The 13,375-nt window shown below is 75.9% G+C and carries 14 protein-coding genes; 11 read left to right on the top strand and 3 right to left on the bottom strand.

All coding sequences use genetic code 11. The features are described 5' to 3' along the window. Positions 1-42: 42 nt before the first annotated feature. The 6 genes from BLR12_RS11160 to BLR12_RS11135 all read left to right on the top strand — a co-directional run bounded on the left by BLR12_RS11160 (position 43) and on the right by BLR12_RS11135 (position 5,725). Positions 43-957 (top strand): DUF2382 domain-containing protein, encoded by a 915-nt coding sequence (locus tag BLR12_RS11160; protein WP_091377630.1) that lies wholly within the window; start codon positions 43-45, stop codon positions 955-957. 179 nt (positions 958-1,136) lie between these two features. Beyond that, positions 1,137-2,054 (top strand): AAA family ATPase, encoded by a 918-nt coding sequence (locus tag BLR12_RS11155; protein WP_176832465.1) that lies wholly within the window; start codon positions 1,137-1,139, stop codon positions 2,052-2,054. A gap of 88 nt (positions 2,055-2,142) precedes the next feature. After that, positions 2,143-3,222, top strand: coding sequence for a vWA domain-containing protein (locus tag BLR12_RS11150; protein WP_091377625.1), 1,080 nt, complete (start codon positions 2,143-2,145; stop codon positions 3,220-3,222). Positions 3,223-3,353: 131 nt separating this feature from the next. Continuing rightward, the gene (locus tag BLR12_RS11145) at positions 3,354-4,475 is read left to right on the top strand and encodes an XdhC family protein (protein ID WP_091377622.1); all 1,122 of its coding nucleotides are present in this window, start codon (positions 3,354-3,356) and stop codon (positions 4,473-4,475) included. Positions 4,476-4,635: 160 nt separating this feature from the next. Beyond that, positions 4,636-5,016 carry a hypothetical protein gene (locus BLR12_RS11140; protein WP_255363429.1) on the top strand — a complete coding sequence of 127 codons (381 nt, stop codon included), beginning with the start codon at positions 4,636-4,638 and terminating at the stop codon, positions 5,014-5,016. Positions 5,017-5,059: 43 nt separating this feature from the next. Further along, positions 5,060-5,725 carry a hypothetical protein gene (locus BLR12_RS11135; RefSeq protein WP_091377620.1) on the top strand — a complete coding sequence of 222 codons (666 nt, stop codon included), beginning with the start codon at positions 5,060-5,062 and terminating at the stop codon, positions 5,723-5,725. Positions 5,726-5,741: 16 nt separating this feature from the next. On the opposite strand, the gene BLR12_RS11130 is transcribed toward BLR12_RS11135, so the two are convergent. The 3 genes from BLR12_RS11130 to BLR12_RS11120 form a co-directional block, all read right to left on the bottom strand. Continuing rightward, entirely contained in the window at positions 5,742-6,488 is a 747-nt protein-coding gene (locus BLR12_RS11130; RefSeq protein ID WP_091377617.1) for a vWA domain-containing protein, read from the bottom strand. A 266-nt stretch (positions 6,489-6,754) separates the two neighbouring features. Beyond that, positions 6,755-7,648, bottom strand: coding sequence for an AAA family ATPase (locus tag BLR12_RS11125; RefSeq protein WP_255363428.1), 894 nt, complete (start codon positions 7,646-7,648; stop codon positions 6,755-6,757). A 183-nt stretch (positions 7,649-7,831) separates the two neighbouring features. Beyond that, complete coding sequence (locus BLR12_RS11120; protein ID WP_091377614.1) at positions 7,832-8,959, bottom strand: NDMA-dependent alcohol dehydrogenase; 1,128 nt, start codon at positions 8,957-8,959, stop codon at positions 7,832-7,834. Positions 8,960-9,089: 130 nt separating this feature from the next. Between BLR12_RS11120 and BLR12_RS11115 the strand changes: the two genes are divergently transcribed. The 5 genes from BLR12_RS11115 to BLR12_RS11095 all read left to right on the top strand — a co-directional run bounded on the left by BLR12_RS11115 (position 9,090) and on the right by BLR12_RS11095 (position 13,269). Then, entirely contained in the window at positions 9,090-10,535 is a 1,446-nt protein-coding gene (locus BLR12_RS11115; RefSeq protein WP_091377612.1) for a bifunctional 3-(3-hydroxy-phenyl)propionate/3-hydroxycinnamic acid hydroxylase, read from the top strand. A 37-nt stretch (positions 10,536-10,572) separates the two neighbouring features. Beyond that, the gene (locus BLR12_RS11110) at positions 10,573-10,782 is read left to right on the top strand and encodes a hypothetical protein (protein WP_091377609.1); all 210 of its coding nucleotides are present in this window, start codon (positions 10,573-10,575) and stop codon (positions 10,780-10,782) included. 220 nt (positions 10,783-11,002) lie between these two features. After that, on the top strand, positions 11,003-11,533 hold the full coding sequence (locus tag BLR12_RS11105; RefSeq protein ID WP_091377606.1) for a hypothetical protein: 531 nt from the start codon (positions 11,003-11,005) through the stop codon (positions 11,531-11,533). Continuing rightward, the gene (locus BLR12_RS11100; RefSeq protein WP_091377602.1) at positions 11,530-12,045 is read left to right on the top strand and encodes a hypothetical protein; all 516 of its coding nucleotides are present in this window, start codon (positions 11,530-11,532) and stop codon (positions 12,043-12,045) included. Before BLR12_RS11105 ends, BLR12_RS11100 begins: the two co-directional genes overlap by 4 nt. A gap of 21 nt (positions 12,046-12,066) precedes the next feature. After that, positions 12,067-13,269, top strand: coding sequence for a cysteine desulfurase-like protein (locus BLR12_RS11095; RefSeq protein ID WP_091377600.1), 1,203 nt, complete (start codon positions 12,067-12,069; stop codon positions 13,267-13,269). Positions 13,270-13,375 lie beyond the last annotated feature (106 nt).

Here is a 13,375-nt window from a genome sequence, read left to right as displayed (position 1 = left end):
CCGACAGGAACACACCCAGCTCAGATGGGAGCGACAGCCACGATGATCGGCACCGAAGCCATCAGCCGCGTGATCGGCAAGGACGTCTACGACCAGAGCGGCGACAAGATCGGTTCCGCGTCGGAGGTCTACCTCGACGACGAGAGCGGTCAGCCGGAGTGGGTGACCGTCAAGACCGGCCTGTTCGGCACCAAGGAGTCCTTCGTCCCGCTCCAGGGCGCCGACCTCACCGACGACGGTGTCCGGGTACCGGTGAGCAAGGCCCAGGTCAAGGACGCGCCTAAGGTCGACACCGACGGGCACCTGTCACCGCAGGAGGAGCAGGAGCTCTACCAGTACTACGGCCTCGGGTTCGGCCAGGGGACGACGACCGACACCACCGTGGGCCGGGTCGACACCGACACCACCACGGGCAACATCGGCACCGCGGGCATGGCCGGCACCGGCCACAACGACCGCGACACGACGTCCGCGGACATGGCCGGCACCGCCGGGCGCACCGACCGCGACGGTGACGGCGTCTACGACGACGTCCAGGGCCGCGCCGTGGGCCGCGACACCTCCGGCCCCACCACCGACGAGGCCATGACCCGCTCGGAGGAGCGCCTCAACGTGGGCACCCGCACCGAGGAGACCGGCCGCGCCCGGCTGCGCAAGTACGTGGTCACCGAGAACGTGACCGAGACCGTGCCGGTCTCCCGCGAGGAGGTCCGGGTCGAGCGCGAGCCGATCACCGACGCGAACATCGGCAACGCGATGGACGGGCCGGCCATCTCCGAGGAGGAGCACGAGGTGACCCTCCGCGCCGAGCGTCCGGTCGTGGAGAAGGAGGCCGTTCCGGTCGAGCGGGTCCGCCTGGACAAGGAGACCGTCACCGACCAGGAGCGGGTGTCGGCGGACGTGCGCAAGGAGGAGATCGAGGTCGACGGGCCGGGTACCACCGACCGTCGCGTCTGAGAAAGGGCCCTGCTGCCCCCCACGCCTCGCTCCGCTCGGCGCGGGACCCTGCAGCAGGGCCGCCCTGACGGCGGTGGCCGGCCGGAGACAGCTCCCGGCCGGCCATCTGCCGTCCGGCCCCGGGAGGTCCACCCGACCGGGCAGGCCCGCGCCGGCGCGCCGGGTGGGATGCTCGGGGCGTGAGCGAGACCACGGTGCGGCCGGTGACCGGGGCGGACGGCGGCGTCGGCGGGCCCGACGAGCTGGCCGCGGCCCTCGAGGCCACCGGCTACCTGCCCGACGAGGGGCTGGCCACGGCCGCCTACCTGGCGCTGGCCATGCACCGCCCGCTGTTCCTCGAGGGGGAGGCAGGCGTCGGCAAGACCGCGCTGGCCCAGGCGCTGGCCCGGGTCACAGGCCGGCCGCTCTACCGGCTGCAGTGCTACGAGGGCCTCGAGGCCAGCCAGGCGCTCTACGACTGGGACTTCGGCCGGCAGCTGCTGCACCTGCGCGCCGCCGAGGCCGCCCACGCCACCGGGGACACCGAGACCCTCGAGGCCTCGCTCTACGACCGCCGCTTCCTGCTGGCCCGCCCGCTGCTGCAGGCCCTGGAGGACTCCCCGAGCGTGCTGCTGGTCGACGAGGTCGACCGCGCCGACGACGAGTTCGAGGCCTTCCTGCTCGAGGTGCTGTCGGACTTCACCATCTCGATCCCCGAGCTGGGGACCATCCGCGCCGTCACCCCGCCGCTCGTCGTCCTCACCTCCAACCGCACCCGCGAGGTGCACGACGCGCTCAAGCGGCGCTGCCTCTACCACTGGCTGCAGCACCCGGACTTCGACCGCGAGGTGGCGATCCTGCGCCGCCGGCTGCCCGACGTGACCGAGCAGCTGGCCCGCGAGGTCGCCCGCGCGACGGCGAAGCTGCGCACCCTGGACCTGCTCAAGCCGCCGGGCGTCGCCGAGGCGATGGACTGGGCGACGGCGCTGCACACCCTGGGGGCCCGGGAGCTGGACCCCGACGTCGCCGCACGCACGCTGGGCGCGGTGCTGAAGTACCGCGAGGACACCGACCGCGTGCACGCCATGGCCCGGGGGGCGCTCTTCGGTGGCGGCTGAAGGAGGACCCCGTCCCTCCCACCCTCCGCAGGCTCAGGGCGCGCCTCCGGACGGGGCCGTTCCAGCACGTCGCGACGTCGTCGACACGGTGCTGGGCTTCGCGCGCACGCTCCGCGTCGCCGGCGTGGCCGCCTCCCCGGACCGGGTCGAGGCGATGCTGGCCGCCGTCGCCGCCCTCGACGTCCTCGACGCCACCGACGTGTACTGGGCCGGCCGGCTGACCCTGTGCGCCGGGCCCGACGACCTGGAGCGCTACGACGCCGCCTACGCGGCGTACTTCGGCGGTGAGTCGCCGCGGCCGGTGCCGCCCGCGGCCCACGAGAAGCAGCGCACGGTCACCACGGCCCCGCTCGAGCCGGGCGCCGGGGAGGACGACGGCGGTCCGCCGCCGGAGCTCGCCGGGCAGGCCAGCACCGACGAGGTGCTGCGCCACCGCGACGTCGCCGAGCTCACCGGTGCCGAGCGCGAGCAGCTGCGCAGGCTGTTCGCCCTGCTGGTCCCGGCCACGCCGATGCGGGCCTCCCGCCGCCGCCGGCCCGGCCCGCACGGCGCCGTGCACGCCTCCCGCACGGTGCGCCGGGCGCTGCGCGACGGCGGCGAGGTCACCCGGCTGCTGCACCGGCGCGCCCGCCCCCGCCCGCGCCGCGTCGTCCTGCTCGTCGACGTGTCGGGCTCGATGAGCCCCTACGCCGACGCGCTGCTGCGTTTCGCGCACGCCGCCGTCCGGGCGCGCCCGGCCGCGACCGAGGTCTTCACGGTGGGCACCCGGCTGACCCGGGTGACCCGGGAGCTGCGGTTGCGCGACCCGGACAAGGCGCTGGCCGCCAGCGGCTCGGCGATCCCCGACTGGTCCGGCGGCACCCGGCTCGGCGAGGTGCTCAAGGCGTTCCTCGACCGGTGGGGCCAGCGCGGCACCGCCCGGGGGGCGGTGGTGGTGGTCTGCAGCGACGGCTGGGAGCGCGGCGGCACCGACGTCCTCGCCGAGCAGATGGCCCGGCTGCAACGGCTGGCGCACGCGGTCGTGTGGGTCAACCCGCACAAGGGCCGGGAGGGCTACGAGCCGCTCACCGCGGGGATGCAGGCGGCGCTGCCGTCGGTCGACCACTTCGTGGCCGGGCACAGCCTGGCCGCGTTCCACGAACTGTCGGGAGTGATCCAGCATGCGTGAAGGACCCCCCTGCCCCCCACCGCTCGTACAAGGACCCTCTCCCCGAGCCCTTCGCACGCTCAGGGCGCGCCAGGAGAGGGCCGGGGGCCCTGCAGGGGGGCCGCCGTCCTGCCGACGAAAGGAGCCCTTCTGTGCGTGACGTACTGGACGATCTCGTCGGCTGGTGGCAGGCGGGGGAGACCGTCGGGATGGGCACGGTCGTGGCCACCTGGCGGTCGGCCCCGCGCCCGGCCGGCGCGTCGATGCTGGTCGGGCCGGACGGCACCGCGGTCGGCAGCGTGTCCGGCGGCTGCGTCGAGGGCGCGGTGTACGAGGAGGCCCGGGACGTCGTCGAGAGCGGCGTCCCCACCCTCGAGCGCTACGGCGTCAGCGACGACGACGCCTTCGCCGTCGGGCTGACCTGCGGCGGGATCCTCGACGTGTTCGTCGAGTCGGTGTCGCGCGAGTCCTTCCCCGAGCTGGGCGAGGTCGCCGGGTCGGTGGCCGCGCACGAGCCGGTCGCCGTCGTCACCTGCGTCGCCGGCCCGGAGGACCGGGTAGGACGGCGGCTGGTCGTGTGGCCCGACCGCAGCTCGGGCACCCTGGGCCTGCAGCGGCTGGACGACGCCGTGGCCGACGACGCCCGCGGCATGCTGGCCGCCGGCCGCACCGGGATGATGCACGTCGGGCACGACGGCGAGCGGCGCGGCGACGATCTGTCGCTGTTCGTCAACGCCTTCGCCCCGGCCGCTCGGATGGTCGTCTTCGGCGCCATCGACTTCGCCGCCGCCGTCGCCCGGGTCGGCGCCTTCCTCGGCTACCGGGTGACCGTCTGCGACGCCCGCCCGGTCTTCGCCACGCCCAAGCGCTTCCCCGACGCGCACGAGGTCGTCGTCGAGTGGCCGCACCGCTACCTGCAGGGCGAGGTCGACGCCGGGCGCATCGACGAGCGGACCGTGCTGTGCGTGCTCACCCACGACCCCAAGTTCGACGTCCCGCTGCTGGAGGTCGCGCTGCGGCTGCCGGTCGCCTACGTCGGCGCGATGGGCTCGCGACGCACGCACGAGGAGCGGCTGGTGCGGCTGGAGGAGGCCGGGCTGTCCAAGGAGGAGCTGGCCCGGCTGTCCTCACCGATCGGGCTGGACCTGGGCGCCCGCACGCCCGAGGAGACGGCGATCTCGATCGCCGCCGAGGTCATCGCCGGGCGGTGGGGCGGCTCGGGGGAGCGGCTGACCGGCACGGAGGGACCCATCCACCGGACGGCGGACCGCTGAGCTCCTCGACCCGCCATTGTCGCGATATTGGCGGTGCCGGGCTGCCGTCCGTGTACGACGTCGGGGTCGTGGCGCTACTGGCCTCGGCGGTGCACCGCTGCGACGGCCGGCCCGGCGGCCCGGCGGCCCGGTCCCGGCCCAGGACGGCGACCGGCGCGAGGTGATCGAGGTGCGGGCCGGGTACGGCGCGGTGGGGGACCGCTACGCCGGCCGCCCGGCGCACCGCGACGCGCAGCTGACCGTGCTCGCGGTCGAGGCGCTGGAGGCCGCGGCCGCCGCGACCGGCTCGACGCCGTTCGACCCGCTGCCCGCCCGGCGCACCGTCGTCCTGCGGGGTGCGGAGGTGGAGGCGCTGCGTGGTGGAAGGACCCCTCTGCTCCCCACCGCTCGCGCTCGCGGCGGGACCCTGCAGAGGGGCCGACCCGTGCGCGTGGCCGGCGCCGTCCCGCTGGACCCGGCCCGCGCGGGGGACGCCGTCCGCCGGCCGCACCCCCGACACGCGGCACCCGATGGGCCCGGGGGTCGTGCCGGTACCGGATGATCGCCCGGCCGGACCGCCGGGTCCGGGGACGAGGGGGAGACCCGTGCGCAACCGGACCCTGGCCCTGCTGGGCACCACCGCCCTGCTGCTGACCGCGTGCGGCTCGGACGGCAACGGCATGGCCGAGCTCAGCGGTCCCGAGGTGGCCGACCGTGCGGCGACCGCGCTGGAGGAGGCCGGCTCGGCCGCGGTCGGCGGCGAGTACGCGATGGACGGCGAGAGCGGCGAGGTCGACCTGCAGGTGCAGGGCGACGACCTCACCGGCACGCTGTCGCTCGGCGGCCTGGACGTGCAGCTGACCGCGGTCGACGGGCAGGTCTACATGCAGGCGCCGGCGGAGTTCTGGGGCGGGTCCGGTGTGCCGCAGGAGTTCGCCGCCGAGCTCGACGGCCGCTGGGTGCTCGTCCCCGGCGAGGCCGCCGCGGGCTTCCAGGAGCTGACGCTGCAGGGCCTGGCCGACGAGCTGCGCTCGCCCGGCGAGGGCGGGTACCGGGAGGAGGTCGCCACCGAGGAGCGCGACGGCGAGCCGGTCGTCGTCGTCTCCGAGGACAGCGGCGGCTCGCTGGTCGTTGCGGGCGAGGGGGAGCCGTACCCGCTGGAGGTCGTCGGCACGGAGGACGAGGGCACGCTGAGGCTCAGCGAGTTCGGCGAGGAGCAGGACATCACCGCGCCGGAGGACGCGCTGGACCTCGCCGACATCGGCGGCTGAGCCGGTCGCCGCCCGCTCAGCCGAGGACCGCGCGGACGGCGGCCGGTGCGTCCGTCGGCCGCCGCAGCGGCGCCACCCGGCCGCCCCCGGCCGCGGCCAGGGCGGCGCAGCCGGCCTCCGAGTCCGGCTCGGCCGACAGCGACAGCACGTGCAGGCGGGCGCCGGCGCGGGCCAGGGCGGCCGCCGCGGGCAGCGGGTCGGGGCTCTCGGTGGCCAGCCCGTCGGAGAGCAGCACGACGTCGCGGGCCGCCGCGCGCGAGCGGGTCAGCTGCGCGGCGGCGGTCCGCAGCCCCAGGTCGAGGTCGGTGGTCCCGCCGCCGCGCAGGTCGAACAGCCGGTCGACGACGACGTCGCTGCGCGGGTCGGCCGACAGCGGCCGCAGCACCACCGCCTGAGACCAGAACGCGACGACGGCCAGCTCGTCGCCCGGCCGCATCCGCTGGGCCAGCGCCGAGGCGGTCAGGACGGCGACCGCGAGCTCGTCCCCGGCCACCGACCCCGACGCGTCGACCAGCAGCACGCAGGCCCGCCCGGTGGACCGCCAGCCGCGGGTGTGCAGGTGGTCGACCCGCCAGTGCGGCTCGGCGCCGCGGGCGGCCAGGGTGGCGTCCAGGTCGACGTCGCTGCCGGTGTCGTCCCGCCGGGTCACCACCCGCCGGGTGCCCGGCCGGTCGGGGACGCCGGTGCGCGGGGTGCCCACCGGGAGCCGGGAGGCCAGCGACCGGGCGGCGGCGCGTAGCCCGGGGTCGAAGGCCCGGCCCATCGCGGTGAGCAGCCGGGAGGCCGCCTCGGGGTCCCGGGCGGCGAGGTCGCTGAGCGCCTGCTCGTCGAGCTGCCCGGCCTGCGGGGAGACCTGCTGGAAGTCCGGGTGCGCCCGGCTCAGCTCGTCGCGGCCGGCCCGGCGGGCGGCCTGGGCGCGGAGGAGCTGCTCGACGTCGGCGGGGTCCTCGACCGCGGCCGGCTGCGGCGGGCGGCCACCCGGCGGGGGCGCCGGTGCGCCGGAGGGGGCCTGCTCCGCCTCGTCGGCGGTCAGGCTTTTCCCAGCTCCTCACCCGCCCGGCGCCAGATGTCGGCGACGACGTCCTCCACCGGCCGCGTCGCGCCGTCGGCCAGGGTGACCTTGCCGGTCAGGGCGGCGAGCGCGGCGTCCAGGCCGGTGCTGTCCTCGTCGGCGCCGTGCCCGCGGACGGTGGCCAGCTCCACCGCGATCAGCACGGTGTCGATCGCCCCGCGCACCGAGGAGCCGATCCGCAGCTCGGGGTGGTCGCGGGTGATCCGCACCGAGCGCACCGCCCGCGCCACCAGGGGCTCTGGGCCACCGGTCGCGGCGGCGACGACGGCGAGCTCGGCGTCCTCGTCCTGGTAGCCCATCGCGACGCGGCAGGACCGGTCGTAGAGCGCGGGGGTGACCCGGGCGGTGCCGACGGCGTCGAACGGGTTCATCGCCGCCACCAGCCGGAACGTGGGCCGGGCGGTCACCCGGCCGAAGCGGGGCACGTGCATCTCCCGCTCGGACAGCACGCCGAGCAGGACGTTCATCGTCTCCTCGGGCACCCGGTTGAACTCCTCGACGTAGAGGACGGCGCCGTCGGTCATCGCCCGGGTCAGCGGGCCGGGCACGAAGTTCTCCGGGCGGTAGTCCTCGCTGAGCACCCGCGAGGCGTCGTGGTGCCCGACCAGCCGGGTGGGGGTCAGCTCGGCGTTGCCCTCGACCAGCACGAGTGGCACCCCCGCGCCGTCGGCCAGCGCCCGCAGCAGCGTCGTCTTCCCGGTGCCGGGTGGGCCCTCGAGCAGCACGTTGCGGCCGGCCGACAAGGCGGCGGCGACGACCTCGGCCTCCCGGATGCGGGCGACGACCCGCTCGCAGGCGACCCGGACCATGCCGGTGACGTCCAGGCGCCGCGCCTGGGTGGGTGTGCTCACGGTGCTCCTCGCTGGACACGCGACCGGGGCGCCCCTCGTTGAGGGACGCCCCGGTCCCGGTGACGTGCTGGAACGGCCCCCTGCAGGGCCCCGCCGGCCCCGTCCCGGGTCCCGCCGTGAGCCTGCGAACGGTGGGGAGGACGGGGTCCTCCAACGAGCGGTGGGGGGCAGGGGGGTCCTTCCTCAGTCGTAGACGATGACGCCGCGGATGTTCTTGCCGGCGTGCATGTCCTCGTAGCCCTGCTGGATGTCGTCGAGCTTGTACCGCTTGGTGATCAGCTCGTCGAGCTTGATCTTGCCCTCCTGGTAGAGCCGCAGCATCTTCAGCATGTCGGCGCTGGGGTTCTGGTCGCCGAACAGGGCGCCGCGGATCTCCTTGGTGAACAGCGCCATCATGCTGGGGTTGATCGGGATGCCCACGTCGGTGAGGTCGCCGAGGCCGGTGATGACGACACGACCTCCCTTGCCGATCGCCTCGAACGCCTGGGCGACGTGCTCGCCCTTCAGCACGCCGACGGTGACCAGTGCCTTGTCCGCCCCCTGGCCGTTGGTGACGCTGCGGCCGAACTCGGCGGCCTCCTCGATGCTGCCGAAGGCCTGCGTCGCGCCCAGCTCCATGGCCTTCTCGCGCTTGAACGCGACCGGGTCGACGGCGATCACGTGGCTCGCCCCGGCGTGCGCGGCACCCTGGACCGCGTTGATGCCGATGCCGCCGATGCCCATGACGATCACCGTGTCGCCGGCCTTGACCTCCCCGGCCTGGACCGCGGTCCCCCAGCCGGTGCCGACGCCGCAGCCGACGAGGCAGGCCACGTCCAGCGGGATGTCGTCGGGGATTTTCACCGTCGACCGGACGTCGACCGTGGTCACTTCTGCGAAGGTGCCCAGGCCGCACATCTGGCCGACCGGCGTGCCGTCCGTGGTGGTGAAGCGGAAGCTCTCCGCGTCGTCCCAGCGTGAGCCGATCAGCAGGTTGGCGCCCGAGTCGCAGATGTACTGCTGACCGTTGGCGCAGTAGCGGCACCGGCCGCACCCGGGGAGGAACGAGAAGACGACGTGGTCGCCCTCCTTGAACCCGGGGGTGCCAGGACCGACCGCCGTCACGACGCCGGCGCCCTCGTGGCCGCCCAGGAACGGGTAGTGGCCCACCCGCATGTCGCCGGTGGCGATGTGGTCGTCCGAGTGGCACATGCCGGACGCCGCCAGCTTGACCTGGAGTTCGCCCTGGCGCGGGTCGTCGGCGACCAGGTCCACGACCTCGTACTTGCCGGGGGCGGAGCGCAGGATCGCGCCGCGGGTGTTGACGGGCACGGAGACCTCCTCGTCTGTGGCATGCAGAGTGCATGACCGTGCCGGGCACGCTATGTCCCACGTCACACCAGGGGAAGCCCGGTGCAACGTCCGCGCTACCCCCCGGTGCGCCGGGTGGCAGGGTGGGGCCGTGACGCGGCGCCCGGTGGTCGTCGTCGGCGCCGGGCCGGTGGGGCTCACCGCGGCACTGCTGCTCGCCCGCCGCGGGCTCGCGGTCGTCGTCCTCGAGCGGCAGCCGGCGCCCTACGGCCTGCCGCGTGCGGTGCACCTGGACGACGAGGCGCTGCGGGCCCTGGCCGACGCCGGCGTCGCCGAGGACTTCCTGCGCATCAGCCGTCAGATGCGCGGGCTGCGGCTGCTCGACGGGGGCGGCCGCGTGCTCGCCGAGTTCACCCGCTCGTCGTCGTCGGGACCGCACGGCTGGCCGCAGGCGTCGATGTTCTCCCAGCCCGACCTGGAGGAGCTGCTGCTGGCCGCCGTCCGCCGCTCGCCGTCCGTGGACCTGCTGACCGGCTGCGAGGTCGTGGACCTGGCCTCGGACGGCGGGGTGACGCTGACCGTGCGCGACCGCTCGTCGGGCGCGGAGTCGCGACTGCGGGCGGCGGCGGTGCTCGGCTGCGACGGCGCGAACTCGGCGGTGCGGGGGCTGATCGGGGCGCGCATGCGCGACCTCGGCCGGCCCGACCGCTGGCTGGTGGCCGACCTGCGCTCGGCCGCGCCGCTGCCGCTGTGGCCCGGGGTGCACCAGGTGTGCGACCCGCGCCGGGCCGCGACCGCGATGCCGGTGGCCGGCGACCGCTACCGCTTCGAGTTCCGCCTGCTGCCCGGCGAGACCCGCGACGACCTGGCCGCCCGGCTGCCCGGGCTGCTGGCGCCGTACGGGGCGGCGGACGCCGAGGTGGTGCGGGTCGCCGAGTACGTCTACCGCGCGCAGGTGGCCGACCGCTGGCGCGCCGGCCGCGTGCTCCTCGCCGGGGACGCCGCCCACCTCACCCCGCCGTTCATCGGCCAGGGCCTGGGGCTGGGCCTGCGCGACGTGCACCAGCTGGTGTGGAAGCTGGCCGCCGTCCTGGCAGGGAGCGCGCCGGAGCGGCTGCTGGACACCCACCGCGCCGAGCGGGAGCCGCACGCCCGGGCGCTGGTGCGCCTCGCCCTGCTGCTCGGCCGGCTGATGACCGGCGGCGGGCGGGCCGCGGCGGTGCTGCGCCGGGTGGTGCTGGCCGGGGCGGCCCGGGTGCCCGCCGTCGCGCGGTTCGCCACCGGCAGCCACACCCCGCCGCTGCGCCGCGGCCCGCTGGTGGTGCGCCGCGGCCGGGCCGGCCGCCGGCTCGCGGGCACGCTGCTGCCCCGCGCCCGGGTGCTGCTCGGCGGGCGGGCGGTGCCGGTGGACGACGTCCTGGGCCCGGGGACGGCGCGGGTGCGGCTGCTCGCGCCCGGGCGGCTGGCGGTGCGGCCGGAGGGCTCGGGCGAGGTCGTGGTGGCCGACGCCGACGGGGTGCTCACCGCGTGGCTGCGCCGCGGCCGGGCGGTCGCGGTGGTGGTCCGGCCCGACCGGATCGTGCTCTCGGTGTCCTGAGCCGCGTGGACGCGCGGGATGCGGGTAGGGCCGGTGCATGCAGATCGACAAGAACCAGATCCTCGAGCTCCTCCGTTCCCAGGGCGACGACGCCAAGGCGCAGCAGGCCGACCAGGAGCTGCCGGGCACCGTCGACACCGACCAGCACGCCGGGATCCTCGAGAAGCTGGGCCTCTCGCCCATGGACCTGATCAGCAAGCTGGGTGGCGGCGGTGGCGGCGGCCTGGGCGGTCTCCTCGGCCGCTGACCCACCCCGCCGCACGTGCGCACAGCGCGGTCCCGCTCGCTCGGGGACCGCGCTGTGTGCACTCGTCGCGGGTCGCTCGCGTTCCCGCGGGAACGCGGTCGAGGCTGCACGCTCGAAGACGTTCCCGCGGGAACGTGCTCGCCACGCGACCTACGCAGTTCCGGTCACCCGACCGGGTGACCGGATGGCCGCCACCTGAGGGCCCACCGACCATGGCCGGGTGCGCGACCGCCTGCTGAACGCCCCGACGTGGGTCCAGTCGCTTCTCGGCGGTGGGCTGTTCGGCCTGCTCAACACCGTGACGGGGCGTCTCATCGGTGGGGAGAACTGGACCGAGGCCGCGGTGGGCGGCGCCATCGGAGGGGTGGTCTTCGGCGCAGTGATGGGGCCGGTCCTGACCCGGCAGCAGCGGCGAGCGAGGGACGCCGTCGGGACCCGCTCAGCCGCCGAGCTCCGCCGGGCAGCGCGCGTGGCCAACCGCGGGCCGGTACCGGATGACCGGGAGCTGCGCGAGGCCGCCCGGCGGTACGCGCTCCACCAGCGGGGTGAGGTCCTCCGGCAGCGCCGGTGGGGGATCCCCTTCTTCGTCGTGGTGGTCGCCCTCGTGGTCTGGCTCGCCCTGCGCGCCGATGCCGTGTTCTGGTGGTTAGCGGTGGGGCTCTCGCTGTTCGCGTCCGGCGCCTACGGTGTGCTGCCGCGCCGCCTCGCCCGCCGCGCGGAGCTGCTCGCCGACCCGCGGCAGCCGCGGTGAACGCCTGGCTGCTGCGCGCCCGGTGGTGGGTGGTGGGCCTGACCTACGGGATCCCCGCCGGGATCGCACTGGTCCTCGTCGAGCGGTTCGCCCAGGACGAGAGCTGGAGCGCTGCCATCACCTTCGGCGGAGTCCTCGGCCTGCTCTGCGGCGGTGCCGTGAGTGCCCTCACGACCGTGCGGCTCAGGGAGGACGCCGGTGGGATGCCGCCCGAGACGTACGCCCGGGTCGACCGGGCGACACGGCGCGGCCCCGTCCCCGCAGATCCGCAGGAGCGAGCCGCCGCGTACGACCTGGTGCTCGCCCGCTCGACCGTCGTGCGGGCGAGCCGGACGCCGAGCGCGGTCTTGATGTCCGGTCTCGCCCTCCTCGCGGCCGTCGGGGGTGTCACCCGGTCGCCGTGGTGGTGGGCGGCCGCGGGGGTGTGCGTCGCGGTGCTCGTGTTCGCCGTCCTCGTCGTCCCGCGCCGGCTGGAGCGGCGGGCGGAGCTGCTCGCCGAGCCGCCGTCCTGACTCGTTGGGCATGCTGACGCGGTGAGCTACGACGTTGCCGCCGTCCGTGCCTGCTTCCCTGCGCTGCGCGCCGGGGCCGCCCACTTCGACGGCCCGGGCGGGTCGCAGGTCCCCGAGTCGGTGGCCGCCGCCGTCGCCGCGACGATGACCGCCCCGATGGCCAACCGCGGGCGGACCACGGAGGCCGAGCGCAACGCCGACGACGTCGTCCTGGCCGCCCGGCAGGCGGTCGCCGACCTGGTCGCCGGCGATCCCGGCGGGGTGGTCTTCGGGCGCAGCATGACCCAGCTGACCTACGACCTCTCCCGGGTGCTGGCTGCCGGCTGGGGTCCCGGCGACGAGGTCGTCGTGACCCGGCTGGACCACGACGCCAACGTCCGCCCGTGGGTGCAGGCCGCGCAGGCCCGCGGTGCCACCGTGCGCTGGGCGGGGTTCGACCCGGCCACCGGCGAGCTGGCGCCCGAGGCGGTGGGCGAGCTGCTGTCCGACCGCACCCGGCTGGTCGCCGTCACCGGCGCCTCGAACCTCATCGGCACCCGCCCGGACGTCGCCGCGATCAGCGACCTGGCCCACGACGCCGGCGCCCTCACCTACGTCGACGGGGTCCACCTCACCGCGCACGCCGCGGTCGACGTCGCCACGCTCGGCGCCGACCTCTACGCCTGCTCGCCGTACAAGTTCCTCGGCCCGCACCTGGGCTGCGTCGTCGCGAGCCCCGGCCTGCTGGAGACGCTGCGCCCGGACAAGCTGCTGCCCTCGACCGACGCCGTCCCCGAGCGGTTCGAGCTGGGCACGCTGTCCTACGAGCTGCTGGCCGGCACCACCGCCGCGGTCGACTTCCTCGCCGGTCTGGGTGGCCCCGAGGGCGCCCGTCGCCCGAGGCTGGAGGCCGGCATGGCAGCCCTGGAGGAGCACGAGGACCGGCTGCGGGAGCGCATCGAGGTCGGCGTCCGCGCGCTGCCCGGCGTCACCGTGCGGTCCCGCGCCCGCACGCGGACGCCGACCCTGCTGCTCACCTTCGAGGGGCGGGACGCCGCCGACGCGTACCGCTTCCTCGCTGCGCGCGGGGTCAACGCCCCGGCCGGGTCGTTCTACGCGATCGAGGCCTCCCGCCACCTCGGCCTGGGCGACACCGGCGGCCTGCGGGTCGGGCTGGCGCCGTACAGCGACGACACCGACGTCGACCGGCTGCTGGCCGGGCTGGGGGAGTGGCTCGACACCTGACCGGTGCAGCCCGAGGTGCCTTTAGCGCGATAAAGGCAGTTCGGTCGTGCGCGACCGAACCGTGTGACAGCGGTCACGGGGAGGTTAGTCTGGGCGGCACCGCCGA

This window comes from Geodermatophilus sp. DSM 45219 (assembly GCF_900104025.1).
Lineage (GTDB): Bacteria > Actinomycetota > Actinomycetes > Mycobacteriales > Geodermatophilaceae > Geodermatophilus.
This window is presented reverse-complemented; position numbering and strand designations above follow the sequence as displayed.